Genomic DNA, 18,225 nt, shown 5'->3' with positions numbered 1-18,225 from the left:
AAAAAAGGGAGCCGAAGCCCCCTTTATCTATTGATTAGTGAGTATTGATGCCACTCACAAAGCCGTGGAGGAATGCCCCCGCAAAGGCAACACCTAGAACGATAGCGAGAACATCTCCAAGTAAATTACCCGATAAAGGAGGCATAGAGGTGAGCCGTTAGCGACGTAAGAAGCCAACAACCATGGTCACACCAAAGCCCAGTGCAGCCATACCAATCAGACCCGCCACAACCAGTGATACGTTAGCTTGACCACCGGATACCGCAGAGTTGATTGCGCCCGTGATATCGACTTCAGCGAACGCCGGAGAGACAGACGCGGCCATCAGTGCAGCGCCAGCTGCGGTCTTTTTGTTTACGACTGCGTGTTTTACGTTAGTTACAACAAGTTCTAGTTTTTTCATAAGATTTACCTTTTACTCATAAGGCGAACAACACGACCCACCCAGTGACCAACGACCATGTTGATCAAGAGCACGCCACTGACATACAGGAACAAGTCACCGTTGAATAGGACTGGTTCCTTATATTCTTGGTAGTCCACCGCCGAAATCAGCACGTATTCTTGGCAATCCGCAACAGGCGTTTTCGTTGCTTTCAAATTGCCATACTGGTTAACGACGGTGACGCATACAGACATTTTTTAGCCTTGAACGGGTTTCATTGAAGCCTCGAAGTGCTTCTTAATTTCTTGGTCGACTGGAATAAGCTCAGTCACGATAGCGCCCGCCAATGGGTCTTCTGGATTAATCTCCAAGCGCAATTGGTATTCACGGCGAGGAACGAGAGCACCAGTGCGCTCAAGAAGCAGGGCATATTCATGGTCAATCATCAAAGGTTGATCCCATTGGGGATTCACATCACCGGATTCACCGATAGTGCGGCGTTTGAATTTCTCCGAGTTGATTTCACGTAGAGGTCGTGACACGTTCAGTTGAGCACTGTCACCACGTGCTGAGTTCCAAGTGATATCCATGCCAAGTACAAAAACGGATTTAGCCATTTGTTAAGTCTCCAATATGTGAGTCACCAACTTGCCGTAGGTATCGGGGAAGGTGAATTTAGTTCCATCACGGACAAGGGAACCGACCACGGTTTCAATGTCACCCTCATGGAATTCGATTAAAGAGTTCAGAATTTTCCCGTACTGGCGGCGCATCCAGTGCGCAGAGGCCAACAGGTCTAACGCCGCGCGTTTAGTCGGGACGGGTTTGGTATTGAATTTCTTTGCAGTAGAAATTGACGCAGCAAAATCATTGAGCGCGGCATACGCGCCAGCTGGATTCAGCAACACATCAACATTCCATTTTTTAAGCTCGACTTCGGAGCGGTACCAGACAAGGCCAGTGTTCGCGAGTTTCTGCTCAAGTGCCTTGTTGTAGATACGCCAGTAAATGCGCGAGGTACGCGAACCAATGGAGTATTGTTCTTTGGTGTAAATCGGTTTCCCATCTTTGCCGATGCTGGCAATGGTCATATCTTCATGAAGCACAGGACCACGACCACGTTCAGCGGTTCTGAAACAGTCGTCACGCCACGCCTTGTAAGCGTACTCGCAATCAAAAATTCCGTCGTAATCGTCATAGGCCAAGTCAACACGCGCCAGAGTTTGCACACCAAGCACATTGGTCAGCCAGTCATGCAGCGACCACGCAGGACGACGGGCAAATACATGCTTGCATCCCGTTCCGTTGATTTGGAAATGCACCGTGTCATTGTTACCGCCGATACCAACGAAGCCGCAGAAGTCCTCACCATCTGGCGAAGTCAGTTTCATGGATTCGGTGTAGAACTGAAAACCCAAACCGCGAGGCGCAGACAACGACAAACCAAGCACTTGATTGGTGAAGGTGCGCAAGCAGTCTTCCAAATAGTTGCGGTAACAGATATCAAACGCTTTGTTGTACGCTTCAATTTCTTCAGATGTCTTAGCGACAGTCGGATTAAACACAGGTGGAGCAGGGAACTTAGGTGCTCGACAGTGACGCTGTAACAGTCCTGATTTGGCAAAGCCTTTGTATTCCTCATGCTTGTGCAATCGACGAACGGCGTCATGACAATGGCGTAAGTCTTTCACAGCAAACGTAAAACACAGGTAATCAATATGAACGCTTTGCTCATCGAACTTTTTGAGGATGTTAGTTGCAGTAGTCATCGAACACCCCCAAATTAATACGTTGTTCAACGGTCGTGTTGGTGATGGACACCAACTCATAAGAAGCGAACTGAGACGAAGCCCAAGACTCAAGGTGAGACATGGATTTAAGCAAATCCCATTCGTCGCAACCTTTGACCAACACAGACACCGTGTAGTCAGGCAGCAAGTCGTAATAGATGATTTGAGCTTCGTTCATGATTACTGAGCCTCTAAAGCCGTCGCTTTTGAAGGTGTCATGCCTAAGAAACGACATAGAACTTCATGCTCGTCAGATTCAAAGCGAAACTCGTAATCGCCAACCGAGAGATAACCAAAGGACTCTTGGTTGTTTTCGAATGTGCTAATGCAGTAGCCAAAGTGATTAAAAGGAACGACGACTTCTTCAAAGATGTCAGTTGTAGTGATGTAACAAAGTTTGAAAGCTGGAACGTGAGACACTGCGAAGTGACGGAGCGTTAACGTTTTAACATTGACGTTTTGAACTTCAGTTTCTAATACGATCATTACAACCACCTGACTAGTTGAGAGAGTGACCGCCAAAGCCAAGCGCGAAAGCGTCAAGGGCAAACGCCCAAAGCTAAGGCGGTCTGATACAGTAAATTCTGTAGTGATTAAATACAGATATTTCTGTACCGTCAACACAGCAAAATCTGTACTAAAAGACTAAAATCAGTCCAATAGCGTGATTAGAGGAAAAGCAGAAATGTACACAAACAAGCTCATTGATGCTTATAAAGAGCAAATGAACTACATTCAATACAAGCAGATTGCTCATGACCTAGGTGTAAGCCCTCAAATGCTCACAGAAGTAAGAAAAGGTCGAAGTTATCTCAATGAAAATCAGATACTTATGCTTGCTGAAACTATTGGTGAAGACAAAGAAAAGGCACTGATTGGCTTGGCGATGGATAAAGCAAAAACGCACGAAGCGCAGACACTATGGCAGAACATAGGAAAAAAGTTTAACGGACTTGGATTATCAAGCATTTCAATGGCTTGTGCTGGATTGGCCTTAGTGATTGCAAGTCCACAGGAACCCCTACATCAGTGCGTATTATGTATATTATGTTAAATTAGATGTGCTCGTACGCCAAATGTCGCCAATGAGCACTCCTATTCCCCTGTGGATTTGAAATTTAAGGTCTCCATCATAACCATTAAACATAATGACTATTTACCATAAAATAGCTAATATCGATCTATCAATCTGCGATTGCTTGTTCTTCAATTAGCGTATTACTTACTAAAATAAAAAATGGCGTCTATTTTTAGACACCATTCTGAGTTTTCCTGAATGCAAATTAGCCACCGGCTAATTTGACTGTCATGCCTTTCTTTTCAAGATGCGTTTTGATCTTGTCTCTAGCATCACCTTGAATTTCGATATTGCCATCTTTTACCGAGCCACCACAGCCGCAGACTTTTTTGAGTTCTGCAGCTAATAATTTTAAAGGTGCATCATCCAAGTCTAAACCTGTAACGATGCATACACCTTTACCTTTACGTCCTTTCGTTTGGCGCTGAATTCGTACAATACCGTCGCCTTTGGGGCGAGATGTTTTCTCTTCTTCCGGCTTAATTCGACCGGTTTCTGTTGAATATACCAGAGTCATTCTATTGTTTCTTTTGTTGTTGAGCTTGCATCGCTTTTTGCTTTGCAACTAAATAAGCTTCGATATGACGTTGAATAGCAGTTTTACTACCCTTAATCAGTTTACCATTAAACATACAGTACCAAGAGTTGGGCTGACCTGTATCATTTTGAATAGTATAACCGTTAAAGACTTCTGATTTTGCACCACCAACTTGCTGCGCTCTTTGTCCAAGCGCAGCAAACTCTTTGGGATCAATAATTGATGCTGTATCGCACCACCAATCAATGCTTTTCTTTACCGCCGTCAAACTACCTTGTAAGACGTGGTTTTTGATTTTAACCTTCCAAATACTGCCATCTGGTCCGCCTGACTGCAGGTTAAAACCTCTATAGTTTGAAATCGCCATACCACTGAGTCATCTGTTTAATGCGTTGATATAATCATAATTGCTACTGAGCAATATTCAAATACGGCTTGAATAAACCTTGCTCTAGAAAACAATTTCTATCATAAAACGCGCCTCGATAACGTTAATCACTTGGCACTGTTTATACAATCTTCCAAGAACTCATGGAATTTGTGCCCGTTATTTTGAAGCATTTTAGGGAACATCGAGATCGGAGTCATACCTGGGAATGTGTTTACTTCGTTTAAGTAAATCTCATCATCTTCCGTTAAGAAAAAGTCGATACGAGACAAATGGCGAAGATTCATTTGCTTAAATACCCTCTCAGATGCGTGCTGAATTGCATCTAATTGCGCTTGGGTTAGATTCTTCGCTTCAACTTCGGTGAGCGAGTGACTTGAACTGCTGTACTTTTCATCGTACGAGTAAAAAGCACCGTCAGGTGCAATAACCTCGCCTGGCTTCGTTATGTGCAGCTGGCCATTCATCTCATATGCAGCAACTTCAAGCTCTCGTGGTTTTACTGATTTTTCAACCAACACTTGGTCAGAAAACCCAAACGCATCATTTACTGCATTGGAAAGTTTATCTTTTTCTGTGACGCTGTAACATCCAACAGATGACCCTTGACGAGCGGCTTTGACAAAGACTTTTCCCCATTTTTCAAATGCTTTATGAGCTTGAGTATGAGCTTCTTCATCGTTGCGCGTTAAGAATAAGTATGGCGTATTGGGAATGCCGATAGCGTCGTACCAAAGCTTAGATGTGATTTTATTGAAGCTATTGCTACTTGCTTCTGGCCCGCAACCCAGGTAAGGAATGCCTGCGATTTCAAACAGAGATTGAATATCACCTGTCTCGCCTGGAAAACCATGTATACAAGGCACAATGAAATCGATGGTTTGATTGGATTCACTTGAGCACAACTGCTTGGTATTGAGATCCAAGTAAACCAACTCACCTTGGTTGGTCATCCAACCTTCGTTTTTAATTTCTACGCGTGTAACGTGAACGTCTTCAATAAGATTTAATTGTTGTTCGACAAAGTTTGCAGACAATAATGAAATCTCGTGCTCAGAAGAGCCGCCGCCGCATAGTAGAAGAATATTTTTAATCATGAATCAATCTTTCCGTGACCTACAAAAGATACTATTTATTATGATAAACCTTTGAAGTGTGACGTACAGTAATTTTAGTGTGAGGAATTTTGTTCGAGTAGGATTTGAACAAATAAATAAGGGAGCTATTCGCTCCCTTATTTGATGTGTTAGTTTAATTTGTTAAGCGTCGGATAAGCTGAGTTTTTAATGGCGTCAATGCTTTTAACAAATGGTCTTAACTGCTGAAATTGAGCAGGCAAAGTCGAAATCGCTTGCTTGGCTTCCGCGCTTGTTGCGTAGTCTCCGTATAAAACTGAGAACCACTTAGTACCGTTGACGACTTTGTAGTTTTCCCAAATTGGCTGACCGTTCTGTGGCAGCTTATTTGCAAACTGATCGACTTTCGCTTGGCTACCCACAGCCGCGACTTGAATGGTATAGCCGAATCGTTGAATACCTGCTTGCTTTTTACTCGGTGGTACGATCTTAACTGGCTTCGCCTGCTCTTTTGGCGTTAGCTTGACTACTTTTTTCTCTTCAGGCTTTGCCGTCATTTTCACAACAGTTGGTTGTACGTCTTTTTCTACTACAGCGTTTTCAGACGCCATAATTGGCTTAGAGATACGATCTGATTTGTAGTCCTCTCGATAACTTTCAGAAGTTACGTCTGTGATGTAAGTTTCAGATGCACAAGCAGAAAGCAGGACTGACAAGCCGATGATTGCGATTTTTTTCATGAAGTAACAAATGCTCTGGATAAATATTACGATAAATCATGCCGATAGCAGGGCCGTTTATCAAGCATCAAATACAATAATCTGTGATTTTGATGTGATGAATAACACAAACTCCATAAGCATCGCCCACATTTTATGCAATGTCTGGTCTGAAGGCGTTTTATCAATAAATTATTCGTTTATGATTGATATGAAACCGATAGGCAAACGTTACTTGCAAACGGCTAGGAGTCAGCATGAATAAACTACATAAACTCTTTAAACCCAACTCTGTGGCCGTTATTGGTGCATCTCAAAAAGCATTGCGAGCAGGGCATGTCGTTATGCGTAACCTTCTACAAAGTGGATTTGGTGGCGCGATTATGCCAGTAACGCCGCGATACAAAGCGGTATCCGGAGTTATAGCCTACCCGGATGTGGCTTCCCTACCCTATACGCCAGATATTGCGATTTTATGTACGAACGTTTCACGCAACGAGCAACTGCTTAAAGAGTTAGATGAGAGAGGCACGCCGTTTGCGATTGTTATCTCTGATGACGCTCAGCCTTTAAATATTTCATCATTGAATATTCGAGTTTTAGGACCGAACAGCTTAGGTATTATCTTGCCTTGGCACAAATTTAACTGCACGTTTTCTCCTGTTGCGGCTAAGCCCGGAAAAATTGCGTTCATCTCACAATCTGCGGCGGTTTGTACCACAGTGTTAGACTGGGCAAATGATAAGAATATTGGCTTTTCTTCGTTCATTTCGATTGGACGCGGACAGGATATCGATTTTGCAGATTTGCTTGATTACTTAAGTATGGATGGGAATACGGAAGCTATTCTGCTTTATGTGGATAACATCCAGGATGCTCGACGATTTATGTCTGCTGCGCGAGCTGCTTCACGTAACCGCCGTATATTGGTATTAAAAGCGGGTCGCTCTAAAGAGATGAATACTTTCGAACAGCAAGATGGTGATACGCTTGATGTAATTTACGATTCTGCCATCCGTCGAACTGGTATGTTACGAGTCAGCAATACGCATGAGCTCTTTGCTGCGGTAGAAACACTCACGCATTCTGTGCCACTTCGTGGGGAGCGTTTAGCGATCATCACCAATGGCGGCGGCCCTGCAGTTATGTCCGTTGATACTTTGATTGAACGTGGTGGCCAGCTCGCAACACTTGATGACGCTGCCATTGAACAATTACAAACAGTACTCCCGTCCAACTGGCGCACTCGAAATCCGATTGATCTGTCTGGTGACGCAACAAAAAAACGCTACATTGATACCATTAACGCACTGATGAATAACGACTGTGCAGATGCGATCTTGATAATGCATAGTCCTTCTGCGGTTTCCGACCCTCTTGAAACTGCTCAAGCTGTTATTGAGGCGATCAAGGCTCACCCTCGGCATAAGCATTTTAATATCTTGACCAACTGGTCAGGTGAACAAACGTCGAGAGAGGCACGACTGGCATTTACTCAAGCTGGCATTCCAACCTATCGAACGCCGGAAAGTGCGGTCGTTGCATACATGCACTTGGTTGAGTATCGACGAAACCAGAAGCAATTAATGGAAACGCCAACGACGGCTGAGCCATTGCACTCTGGAAGTGTGAGTTCTGCAAAAGAATGGGTAAATGAACGACTACTGGATAAAAATACAGTCACCTTGGATACGCATCAAACCAGCCCATTATTTAAGCTGTTCGGGTTTAATGTTCTGCCAACATGGATTGCATCTGACGAAATTGAAGCCGTGCATATGGCAGAAAATATCGGATACCCTGTTGCGGTTAAGTTGCGATCTCCAGACATTCCTCATAAATCGGATGTACACGGTGTCGCCCTGAATTTAAGAAACAGTCGAGAAGTTTCCAACGCAGCGCTATCCATTCTAGATACCGTAAAGCTCAGTTACCCTTCTGCCAATGTACACGGTCTGTTGGTACAAGGTATGGCAAAGCTCGGCAGCGCTGAAGAGCTACGGATTAGTATTGCAGTAGATAAGGTCTTTGGACCTGTGATCTTGCTTGGTCAAGGCGGCTCGGAGTGGAATATCGCCCAAGATGCCGTCGCTGCACTTCCTCCTTTGAACATGACGCTTGCACGCTACCTTGTCGTTGTTGCTTTAAAGTCTGGAAAGATTCGCCTGCAGAAACACAAAGATGCGCTCGATATTAGTGAGTTGTCGAAATTCTTAGTTCGTATCTCCCAAATGGCGGTTGAGTTGCCAGAAATACAAAGACTGGATATACATCCAGTATTAGTGTCGGGAAGCGATTTAACTATCCTCGATGCGGACATCACACTGTGTAAATACGAGGGAGATGCGCAAAAACGTCTGGCGATTCGCCCTTTCCCGGCAGAGTTTGTCGAAACTGTAACGCTTCGAGATGGCCAACCTATCCTGCTTCGCCCTATCCTGCCTGAAGATGAGCCGCTGCATGCTCAATTCATTAATAGCGTATCGAAAGAAGATCTCTATAAGCGTTTCTTTTCTGAGGTTGGTGAGTTCAACCATGAGGCTTTGGCAAACTTCACTCAAATCGACTATGACCGCGAAATGGCGTTTGTTGCGGTAGCGTTTAATACCGACGGACCGTCTATCATAGGCGTAGCCCGCGCATTGATTACCCCAGATAATAGTGATGCTGAGTTTGCTATTTTGGTTCGTTCAGATTTGAAAGGAAAAGGCTTAGGTAAAGTGCTGATGCAGAAAATTATCAGCTATTGCAAGATTAAAGGCACAAAGCAAATGTCTGGAATGACCATGCCTACAAACAGAGGGATGTTGATGTTAGCTCAAAATCTGGGATTTGAAGTCGATGTTCAGTTTGCCGATGGTACGGCAGATATGGTGCTCCCTTTAAATTGAAAAATAAAGCATTAGCGATAACTTTACTTCTTAGATTCGATAAGCAATGGGAACCTAAGAAGTAAAAGTTACGTTGTTACTTTAGTTTCCAATTCTTTTTCAAGTATTGAATACACCAGGATTTCGCCTCACCCATGGTATTTCGGCGCCATGCTAAGATAATATCCATCGGCTGCTCTTCTGTACCTTCGATTCGCTTCAATACGCCACTATCAATCAAAGGTTGTGCAATTTGGCTTGGTAACGTACCAATGCCTAAACCTGCAGTGAGCGCATCTACTTTTGCCGTAAAGTTGGTGACGGTCAAGCGAGGCTGTTTTTGAATGATATTAATTGAGAGCGCAGGTTGTTCACGTGCAGTGTCTGCAATGGCAATGATTCGGTACTTTTCTCGCGCCGCCTCATCAAACTTACCACTACGCTTGTGAACATAGTGATCAGCAGCCGCTACCCAAAACATGCTCATCTTACCAATTTTTTCTGATTTGACTTCTTGAGGAAGTGTATCCAGTGATGGGCAAATCAGTAAATCCGCTCTACCTGTATTCAGCGATTCCCAGCTACCAGCCAAGATCTCTTCTTGCAGTCTGACTCGTGTTGAGCTGACTTCAGCCAATGCATCAACCATAGGGAAGAAATTGGATATAGGAATAATGCCATCAAAGGCAATGGTAATATCCAGTTCCCAACCATTCGCCAATAACGTTGCATCATTCACTAACTTTTCACTGGCTTGTAAAATGGCTCGTCCTCTTTCAAGGATGAGCTTTCCTGCTTCAGTAAAATGGGCTTTGTGACCAGAGCGATCGAAGATAATGATGTCTAAGTCTTGCTCGAGTTTCTGGATCTGATAACTCAGTGATGACGGGGCTCTATCTAACTCATTCGCAGCAGCTGCAAAACTCCCTCTTCGGTCAATGGCATCCAGAATATGGAGCGCTTCTAACGTAATTGGACTCTGCACATGGCCTCTCTTAATGTGACTTTTGTCACATTGATTGTATTTGGATGATCTTACCAAGAACTAACGTTAAACAATATAACACACTGATAACTAAAGACTAGAAATGCTCATAACCTAAGAGTTCTACTCAAGATAAAACTACAAATGACAATGGTAATGATAGTAATTATTATTTAGATCCATTAATATCCCGTTTGTTGTTACCTATTATGGATCTAAGGTATTGAAGCCAATGTATAAAAAAACAATTTTGTCAGCCTCTATTCTGATTGCACTATCCCAAGGTGCCTACGCTGAAGATCATTCAACCTTCAATGAAGTGGTCGTGACTGCGACTCGTACTAATAGCCAAATCGAAGACACTGCTGCTTCTGTTGCGGTCGTTACTGATAAGAACATCGAAGAAAGCATGGTCACTGGCTTAGATGACCTCTTTGAGTACACGCCAGGAGTCACGGTTAAGACAAACTCTCGCCAAGGTGTCCAGAGTATCAATATCCGTGGTATCGAAGGCAATCGAATTAAAGTTCTTGTGGACGGCGTATCTCAAGGTAACCAGTTCGAATCAGGGAATACGTTCATTAACTCTGCTCGCGTTAACGTGGATACCGACCTAATAAAAGCGGTTGAAATTGTAAAAGGTGCAGCATCGTCTCTACATGGTTCTGACGCAATTGGTGGCATTGTTGCATTTGAAACTAAAGATCCGGCTGATTTCCTTAAGGGTCGTAACTTTGGTGGCCATGCGAAGTTCAACTACTCTTCCGAAGACAATACATTCAGTGAATCTGTGGCATTAGCGCACAAAATTGGTGATTTGGAATCTTTACTTGCTTATACGCGTCGTGACGGCAATGAACTGGATAACTTTGGAGATCTAGCAGATGCAGATACAGAAGCGAACAACTTACTGGTTAAACTTCAGTACCAACTCAATGATGCACATCGTATTGAGTTCAATGGGAATTATATTCGCAACAAAGGCAACGGAAAGCAGTCTTACAACGGTTATACTAATGCAACAAGTGAGGATGTAACAGAACAATATCAAGTTGGTATAAAACATATCTGGGAGATGCAAACGGCCGTAGCGGACTCCCTTACCTGGCAACTAGATTGGCTTAGCAAAGAAGAAAACGGCATTACTGATCGTGTTAAAGGTCAGAATAACCAACGTAAAGACTACATATACGAGGATGAAGGTTACCAGTTTGATTCTCAGTTCGACAAATATCTCATGCTTGGTAGTACAGAGCATTACTTTGTGTACGGTGCATCCTTTAGTGATAAAGACATTAAGAACGTCAACAAAGAGTACAACAGTGCAAGCGCAAACAAAGAAATTTTCTATATCCCTTCTGCGAGCGAGCGTCGTTACGGGCTCTTTTTACAAGACGAAATTACGGTAGGTAACTTTACGATTACCCCAGGCGTACGGTGGGATGCATTTGAAACCGATCCAGGTGACACAAGCAGCAACCCAAGTGGTAACGCGGCTAGCGACTACAAAAAGTTTTCTGATTCTGCATTTACAGGCCGCTTAGGTTCTGTTTATAAGCTTAATGAACAACATCGTTTATTCGCGCAAATCAGCCAAGGTTTCCGTGCTCCAGATTTCCAAGAGTTGTACTACTCCTTCGGCAACCCAATGCATGGCTACATTTTTAAGCCAAATCCTGATTTAAAAGCAGAAGACAGCATTTCGTACGAATTTGGTTGGCGACATAATAATGACATTTCTAGCAGTGAAGTGTCAGTTTTCTACAGCGATTACGACAACTTCATCGAGAGTAAAACCGTCTCTGGCACTTGGACACCAGTGACTGACCCTGCGATTCTGCAGTACGTAAATATTGGCAAAGCGACAATTAAAGGTATTGAGTTTTCAAACCAACTTTCGTGGAACAAGTTCATGCCAATCGAAGGCTTTAGCTCTCGTGTAGCAGCGGCATATACGGAAGGTGAAGATGGAAACAATAATCCACTAAACAGTGTTAACCCTTGGAACCTTGTTGCTGGTTTAAATTACGATTCAGAACAAAACTGGGGAACCAAGTTAACCATTAACTACACCGCTTCTAAAGATAAAAGCGACATAAATGACGATAAAGTATTGCCTATCTCCGCAGCTACGGTCGTAGATGTCACCGCGTACTACAAACCTATTAAAGACCTTACGTTGCGAGCAGGTCTGTTCAACGTGACAGATGAAGAGTACTACAATTGGAATGATGTGCGTGACCTTCAGACAGAAAACAAAGATCTGACTCAAGCTGGGCGGAACTGGTCAATTACAGCTAAATACGAGTTCTAAAGCCTCCGAAAACACAAAAGCCAGCTTAATGCTGGCTTTTTTTATGGCTTTCATTTCAAAAATGTAAAGAAAAGTATGAAAAATGAAAGTTTACTGTTTTGCCATCTCTTTTTTCACCATTACTGCTGCTGCAATGATAAAAGTGATGATCAGACCGAGTTCCATGAACTACCCCAATAGCTATGAGAAAATTTATAACCCAAATTAAGAGTCGGACATAGTTTAACAGCTCTATATAGACTTGCTACCTTTTAACCAGTAATTTACGATTTTTTCCGATTTGGATCAAAAAAGACGCAATTATGCGTCTTTTTGTTATTATTGTGTAAATCAAAATTAGACGTCTGGGTAACCTTGAGGGTTGTTAGATTGCCAACGCCATGTATCACCAGTCATTTCTTCTAGAGTGCGAGACGCTTTCCAACCTAACTCATTCATTGCTTTTGATGGATCAGCCCAACACTCCGCAATATCGCCTGGACGACGTTCAACAAGTTGGTATGGAACATCTTTACCACTTGCGGCTTCAAATGCTTTCACCATTTCAAGCACACTGTAGCCATTGCCAGTGCCAAGGTTATAGACATGAAGGCCAGCTTTGTTGCCTACTTTTTCCAAAGCAGCGACGTGACCATCGGATAAGTCCATCACATGAATGTAGTCACGCACGCCGGTGCCATCTTTCGTTGGGTAGTCGCTACCGAATACAGAGAGGAACTCTCGGCGGCCCACTGCAACTTGAGAAACAAACGGCATTAGGTTATTTGGAATACCTTGAGGATCTTCACCTAACTCACCAGTTGGATGTGAACCTACAGGGTTAAAGTAACGAAGAAGTGTGATGCTCCAATCTGGATTCGCTTTTTGGAAGTCCGTTAAACATTCTTCCACCATTAATTTACTGCGTCCATAAGGGTTAGTTGCGCTAGTTGGAAAGTCTTCTGTGATTGGAACAGATGCAGGATCGCCATAGACAGTTGCTGAGGAGCTAAATACCAACGATTTAACTCCAGCTTCGCGCATTGCATCAACCAATACCAAAGTGCCATTCACATTGTTGTCATAATACTCTAGGGGTTTTGCTACGGACTCACCGACGGCCTTTAAACCTGCAAAATGGATAACCGCTTCGATATCGTGCGATTTTAGAACCTCTACCATTGTCGATTTATCTCTGATATCGGCTTGAATGAAGGTTGGCTTTACGCCACATACCTTTTCAATGCGATCTAAGACCGTAGACTTACTGTTGTACAGGTTATCTAGAATCACTGGCGTCATACCAGCTTCGATCATTTGAATACATGTATGGCTACCAATATAGCCCATACCACCCGTAACAAGTACTTTCATTTTATCATTCCTTCTGACGCGAATGGGTTTAGTTTAAAGCTTTGACGTTACGATTTAAACTGTCTCCTGCAATTCGCATCCCATTAATATTGCTTGGCCTTTTCCGGCTTTTTTAGCTTGATACATTGCAGTATCTGCACTTTTTAACACTCGAGTGGCATCTCGCTCATTAACACCGACCAATTTTACGCCGATGCTAACGCCAACCTTGAGCGAGTTACCTTTGTACTCGATTGGTGTGCATACGCTTTCGAGCAGTTGTTCTGCAATTCGGGTGACGACTTTTTGGTTGGCAGGATTAACCAACATGACAAATTCATCACCCGAAAGTCTTGCGATTAAATCACTATGTCGAGTCGCAGATGTTAGACGCTCGGCTACTTTTTTCAGAACTTCATCACCTGCGTCATGGCCATAGGTATCATTAACCTCTTTAAAACCATCGAGATCGAGGTAAAGCACCGCAAATTCGTCACGTAAGTATCCCGACCGTTGTACTAATTCTTCCAACTCTAAATGGAACTTGGAGCGATTCGCTAACCCCGTTAGTGCATCGTGATGAGCTAAGTACTCAAGTCGTTCCATCTCTTTTGCACCAGAAAGATCGGTAAGAACAATGACTAGGTCGTAGAACCCATTGTCTTCACACTTAACGATACGATTAACCCTTGCAAACATCGGCACAAACTGGCCAAGATGGTTCTGTTCAATAACTTCCCCTTGCCATACCCCGTAGTTTTCTATCGATTCAATGATGCTAGGCATCATTTCCTGCAACTTGCGCCACTTAAGTGTTTGGATAAATGACCTCCCAATAAGCTGATCCATCTCTAGTCCAACTAACTTAGTGACCGCAGGGTTAGCCATTGTGATAACACCTCGATGATTAAGAACGATGAGGCCATCTTGGCTGCTCTCAAAAACACGCCCCGCAACACGCTGCCTGCTCATGGCCTCTTCAATTTCGGTGATATCTTGAATCGAAAACAATAAGTGTCCATGTGTGGACAAACGACGACTGGTTAAACTCAACTGCTGTTCTTTGTCTGCATTTTTGAGGTGAATGTCATCGCATTCTAGCCCCCTACTTAGGATTTGGCTCAGCTCATTCGGTGTTTTCGTTTTAATTAGATCACGGATATTGGCATGCTCAAGTTCCTCTGACTTTTTTTGAAATATCTGCCGAGTCGCAGTATTACAGTAAATAACACGCCCGAAGTTGTCGGTAATAACTAATGCGTGTTGAACAGATTCAATGACTTCTTCTGAAAACGCCCGCTTTTGTTCTAACATTTCTAATGAGTGTTGCCGCTGTTTCTCGCGTGTTGTTAACTTGTTCATCATTTGATTGAAGGAATGTGCGAGTTCTCCAATTTCATCCTTGGAGTAATAGCGAACTTGAGTATCCGTATTTTGTCCGTGTGTCACGCTCTCTATCGTATGTCTCAGCTCTATAACAGGTTTGAGAACAAGCCTATCGATACTTATGTAAAAGATAGTGCCACCAGCGAACAGCAACAGAAGAAGTACAGCACCATCTCGAAGTAAAGATTGTTGGGCTTCTATGATTGGACGATGGGAAAGCGTAACCCTCATACTGCCAATGACACGACCATCGTGAATAATTGGCTCTAGAACATAAAGAAATTTGGCTGATAAGGCATAACCTAGCGCGTGTAACTTGCTTCTTTCAGTTTGATTAGGGACGGGAGCTGATACCCCACTTCCTTCAAGAACAACGAAAGGCTGATCATCTTGGTCGTAAAGTTTAACCCGCGTAACATTCGGCTGGTTTAAAAAGTTGATGAGAGTAGTTTGAGCTTTTTGCTTGTTCTTTGTCGTTAGCGCATCTTTAATTGAGAAAGAAACATTGTTAATCAACTTTCTCGTTTGTTCGACCAACTCATGCTTAGACGATTGGTATGCAGTATACGAGGTATAACCTTTTGAGATAACAAAGATAGCCGTTATAAAGACCAAAATTGGCCAAATAAGCTTTGCTCGTAATGACATATGTATTCCTGTCGCAGACAACCACTAAAAATGACAGAAGCGTTGTTATGCAATCTATTACCCATTAAGGGCGACAAGATTAACACGATGCCAATGCAAAATAACCTTAAATTCTCAATAATTGGATGGAAAAGGAACGAAATACCTTAAAATTCGGATCAACTCAAATAACGGCAACATCTTTATGGACTAAAGTGATCTTTTTCGTCAGCCATCAGATCATAAACCTCGCTTTCATGATAGAAGAATGAAGTGAGTCACTGAACCTAGATGCATTTTCCTGCATCGTGAACCCATTGCTTGTGTAGAAATAAAACGTATGACATTGAATAAACAGCAACTTACATTGAACTGTGACATGGGTGAGAGCTTTGGCTCTTGGATTATGGGGGCAGACGAAGATGTTATGCCTCATGTTGATATGGCAAACATCGCGTGCGGTTTTCATGCTTCCGATCCTAATGTCATGCACGACACTATCACTCTCGCCAACGACAACGATGTTGATATTGGAGCACACCCGGGCTACGCCGACCTCCAAGGCTTCGGCAGGCGCAGTATAAACATGACGGGTGATGAAATTACTAACATGGTTATATACCAAGTAGGCGCTTTACAGGCACTTTGTCGGGCTCAATACACAGATATCAGCTATATAAAGCCTCATGGCGCGTTATACAACGACATGATGAAAAGTGATGCGATACTTAGAGCAGTCGTAAAGGCGGCAGCTTTGTTCAAAGTACCGTTAATGATTTTAGCGTCACAGGAAAACGAAAAATACTTAGAAATCGCAGATGATTATGACGTTCCCTTGCTGTTTGAAGCATTTGCAGACCGTTTGTATCAAGATGACGGATTACTTACACCTAGGACACAGCCTAATGCCGTGTTAAAGAATGAGCATGCGATACTTGAGCAAGTCCGTACGTTAGCAGACTCTGGGCGTGTCAAAACCGCTTCTGGCGGCTACATTTTACTGGAAGCCGATACGATTTGTGTTCATGGTGACAATGAAGAGTCGATCGCGCTGATCCAAAAGATCCGTCAAAGCCTATACGCGGGAGGAAATTAATGCATAAAGAGAAATTTAGTATCTCTTTGATCTCTGAGTGCAGTATTTTCATTAAGTTTGACGAGAATATCTCTGAAAATGCGGTCGGAGAACTTGCTCGAAACATCAAAGACACTCTAGCGTCAATCATTATGAACGTAGTCCCCTCCTATCAGACCATCCTGATTGATTACTTGCCTTTTCGAATCAATGAAAAAGATTTAGTGCATAAACTGCATCAAATGATCCGTCAGTTTGATACTCAATCGCTCAGCCTTGTTCAACCTAACCACATCACTATTCCCGTATACTACTCCGAAGAAACCGCGCTAGATTTGCCCCGCTTTCAAGATCGTGGACTATCATTAGACGCGCTCATTTCTTTACATACTCAGGCCGAGTATGCGGTTTCAGCGATTGGTTTTGCTCCAGGTTTTGCATTCCTCTCCGATGTCGATACTCAATTACATATGCCAAGGTTAGCTACACCAAGAACGCGAGTACCAGCCGGAAGCGTGGGAATCGCAGACTCTAAAACGGCCGTCTATCCATCAGATAGTCCTGGCGGATGGAACATTATCGGTAGAAGCCCGCTTCCCCTTTTCTCTGATACGCCACCTTTTATACCGTTTGAAGTAGGTGACAAGGTCACGTTTAATGCCATTTCCAAACAAAAGTTTATCGAGTTAGGAGGTGTTCTATGAGTTACGCTGGATTGCTGGTGGAAAAGTCAGGGCCACTTTCTTTGATTCAAGACTTTGGCCGTTTTGGCTTAGCGCATATTGGCGTGACTCAAGGTGGCCCCGTAGATGATTACGCCTACAGTTGGGCAAACCATTTACTTGGTAACGTAGTCAATTGTGCTGCGATTGAAATTACTTTGGGTAACGCTTGCTTTGTCGCACTACATAACTGCCATCTTGCAATATGTGGTGGTGATTTGAATGCAAAAGTAGATGGTGAGCCTATCTCAAATTGGTCTGACTTTACATTGAAGAAGGGGCAGAAGCTGCAGTTCGGAGTCGCAAAAAATGGACTTCGATCCTATCTTGCGGTTAAAGGTGGGTTCGATATTGCTCAGCACTTAGGAAGTGCCTCTACCGTCACGAGAGAATCTCTTGGTGGTTATGACTCAAATGGTGGCGCTTTAAAAGCAGGCGATATTCTTCCCTTTTTTCCTCATAACTTACCGAAACACAAACCAAGGCTGATGACGTTTCGCTTTAAGCCGGATTACAACTTACCTATCAAGCTGAGAGTGATTGAAGGCTATCAAAATGAGGACTTTGATGAAGACGCTCGCCAAGCCTTTTATAGCAACGCATTCACCATATCCCCTGATTCAAATCGTATGGGCTATCGTCTTGAGGGAAACAAAATCAAACCGCCCTACGAAGGCGTACTGTCGGAAGGAATTGCGCTAGGATCGATTCAAGTTCCTAACGATGGTAATCCCATTGTGTTGCTCAACGATCATCAAACCATCGGTGGCTATCCTAAGTTTGGCTGTGTAGCACGTATTGACCTGCCAAGGCTGGCACAGGCGAAACCCGGGCAAAAAGTGAATTTTGTGAAAGGAGATAGACAAGGCTTGCAAGAAGTATGGTGCCAATGGGCTCAGTTTTTTGGATATTAATACAACCTCTGAGCCCATACGTAACT

The 18,225-nt window shown here is 43.4% G+C and carries 19 protein-coding genes; 6 read left to right on the top strand and 13 right to left on the bottom strand.

What is annotated here, in order from left to right; genetic code table 11:
* Positions 1–157: 157 nt before the first annotated feature.
* The 6 genes from FR741_RS19550 to FR741_RS19525 are packed head-to-tail and all read right to left on the bottom strand — an operon-like array spanning position 158 to position 2,661.
* Positions 158–403, bottom strand: coding sequence for a hypothetical protein (locus FR741_RS19550; protein ID WP_005477614.1), 246 nt, complete (start codon positions 401–403; stop codon positions 158–160).
* A gap of 5 nt (positions 404–408) precedes the next feature.
* Positions 409–639, bottom strand: coding sequence for a hypothetical protein (locus FR741_RS19545; RefSeq protein ID WP_005477619.1), 231 nt, complete (start codon positions 637–639; stop codon positions 409–411).
* A gap of 3 nt (positions 640–642) precedes the next feature.
* Positions 643–1,002 carry a DUF1293 family protein gene (locus FR741_RS19540; RefSeq protein WP_005477647.1) on the bottom strand — a complete coding sequence of 120 codons (360 nt, stop codon included), beginning with the start codon at positions 1,000–1,002 and terminating at the stop codon, positions 643–645.
* A gap of 3 nt (positions 1,003–1,005) precedes the next feature.
* Positions 1,006–2,154, bottom strand: coding sequence for a replication initiation factor domain-containing protein (locus tag FR741_RS19535; RefSeq protein WP_233059810.1), 1,149 nt, complete (start codon positions 2,152–2,154; stop codon positions 1,006–1,008).
* On the bottom strand, positions 2,138–2,353 hold the full coding sequence (locus FR741_RS19530) for a hypothetical protein (RefSeq protein ID WP_029826510.1): 216 nt from the start codon (positions 2,351–2,353) through the stop codon (positions 2,138–2,140). The genes FR741_RS19535 and FR741_RS19530 overlap by 17 nt, the downstream gene beginning before the upstream one ends.
* 2 nt (positions 2,354–2,355) lie before the next feature.
* Entirely contained in the window at positions 2,356–2,661 is a 306-nt protein-coding gene (locus tag FR741_RS19525; RefSeq protein WP_012842283.1) for a hypothetical protein, read from the bottom strand.
* 199 nt (positions 2,662–2,860) lie between these two features.
* Here FR741_RS19525 and FR741_RS19520 point away from each other — a divergent pair, with 199 nt between their 5' ends.
* Entirely contained in the window at positions 2,861–3,229 is a 369-nt protein-coding gene (locus tag FR741_RS19520; RefSeq protein WP_167427500.1) for a DUF3693 domain-containing protein, read from the top strand.
* A gap of 229 nt (positions 3,230–3,458) precedes the next feature.
* On the opposite strand, the gene yciH is transcribed toward FR741_RS19520, so the two are convergent.
* From yciH to FR741_RS19500, 4 genes are all read right to left on the bottom strand, one after another.
* On the bottom strand, positions 3,459–3,770 hold the full coding sequence (gene yciH / locus FR741_RS19515) for a stress response translation initiation inhibitor YciH (RefSeq protein ID WP_167427499.1): 312 nt from the start codon (positions 3,768–3,770) through the stop codon (positions 3,459–3,461).
* A 1-nt stretch (position 3,771) separates the two neighbouring features.
* Positions 3,772–4,158, bottom strand: a complete 387-nt coding sequence (locus tag FR741_RS19510; protein ID WP_005395460.1) for a DUF3319 domain-containing protein — start codon at positions 4,156–4,158, stop codon at positions 3,772–3,774.
* A 128-nt stretch (positions 4,159–4,286) separates the two neighbouring features.
* Positions 4,287–5,276: a D-alanine--D-alanine ligase gene (locus FR741_RS19505; RefSeq protein ID WP_012842287.1), complete on the bottom strand. Its 990-nt coding sequence runs from the start codon at positions 5,274–5,276 to the stop codon at positions 4,287–4,289.
* A gap of 149 nt (positions 5,277–5,425) precedes the next feature.
* A complete protein-coding gene (locus FR741_RS19500) occupies positions 5,426–5,995 on the bottom strand; it encodes an SPOR domain-containing protein (RefSeq protein ID WP_005390018.1) in 570 nt (189 codons plus the stop codon).
* 236 nt (positions 5,996–6,231) lie between these two features.
* Here FR741_RS19500 and FR741_RS19495 point away from each other — a divergent pair, with 236 nt between their 5' ends.
* On the top strand, positions 6,232–8,865 hold the full coding sequence (locus FR741_RS19495; RefSeq protein WP_167427498.1) for a bifunctional acetate--CoA ligase family protein/GNAT family N-acetyltransferase: 2,634 nt from the start codon (positions 6,232–6,234) through the stop codon (positions 8,863–8,865).
* A gap of 76 nt (positions 8,866–8,941) precedes the next feature.
* Here the strand turns inward: FR741_RS19495 and FR741_RS19490 are convergent, their stop codons facing one another.
* Positions 8,942–9,829: a LysR family transcriptional regulator gene (locus FR741_RS19490; RefSeq protein WP_005395465.1), complete on the bottom strand. Its 888-nt coding sequence runs from the start codon at positions 9,827–9,829 to the stop codon at positions 8,942–8,944.
* A gap of 232 nt (positions 9,830–10,061) precedes the next feature.
* Here FR741_RS19490 and FR741_RS19485 point away from each other — a divergent pair, with 232 nt between their 5' ends.
* Positions 10,062–12,143 carry a TonB-dependent hemoglobin/transferrin/lactoferrin family receptor gene (locus tag FR741_RS19485; protein WP_167427497.1) on the top strand — a complete coding sequence of 694 codons (2,082 nt, stop codon included), beginning with the start codon at positions 10,062–10,064 and terminating at the stop codon, positions 12,141–12,143.
* 336 nt (positions 12,144–12,479) lie between these two features.
* Here the strand turns inward: FR741_RS19485 and galE are convergent, their stop codons facing one another.
* Together galE and FR741_RS19475 are read right to left on the bottom strand one after the other, a co-directional pair.
* Positions 12,480–13,496 (bottom strand): UDP-glucose 4-epimerase GalE, encoded by a 1,017-nt coding sequence (gene galE, locus FR741_RS19480; protein WP_053808414.1) that lies wholly within the window; start codon positions 13,494–13,496, stop codon positions 12,480–12,482.
* Positions 13,497–13,550: 54 nt separating this feature from the next.
* Positions 13,551–15,509, bottom strand: coding sequence for a diguanylate cyclase domain-containing protein (locus tag FR741_RS19475; RefSeq protein ID WP_167427496.1), 1,959 nt, complete (start codon positions 15,507–15,509; stop codon positions 13,551–13,553).
* 319 nt (positions 15,510–15,828) lie between these two features.
* Here FR741_RS19475 and FR741_RS19470 point away from each other — a divergent pair, with 319 nt between their 5' ends.
* The 3 genes from FR741_RS19470 to FR741_RS19460 are packed head-to-tail and all read left to right on the top strand — an operon-like array spanning position 15,829 to position 18,199.
* Positions 15,829–16,584 (top strand): 5-oxoprolinase subunit PxpA, encoded by a 756-nt coding sequence (locus FR741_RS19470; RefSeq protein WP_167427495.1) that lies wholly within the window; start codon positions 15,829–15,831, stop codon positions 16,582–16,584.
* Positions 16,584–17,267, top strand: coding sequence for a 5-oxoprolinase subunit B family protein (locus tag FR741_RS19465; RefSeq protein ID WP_046876111.1), 684 nt, complete (start codon positions 16,584–16,586; stop codon positions 17,265–17,267). The genes FR741_RS19470 and FR741_RS19465 overlap by 1 nt, the downstream gene beginning before the upstream one ends.
* The gene (locus FR741_RS19460) at positions 17,264–18,199 is read left to right on the top strand and encodes a 5-oxoprolinase subunit C family protein (RefSeq protein WP_046876110.1); all 936 of its coding nucleotides are present in this window, start codon (positions 17,264–17,266) and stop codon (positions 18,197–18,199) included. The genes FR741_RS19465 and FR741_RS19460 overlap by 4 nt, the downstream gene beginning before the upstream one ends.
* Positions 18,200–18,225: the final 26 nt, after the last annotated feature.

Source organism: Vibrio diabolicus (assembly GCF_011801455.1).
Classification (GTDB): Bacteria; Pseudomonadota; Gammaproteobacteria; order Enterobacterales; family Vibrionaceae; genus Vibrio; species Vibrio diabolicus.
This window is presented reverse-complemented; position numbering and strand designations above follow the sequence as displayed.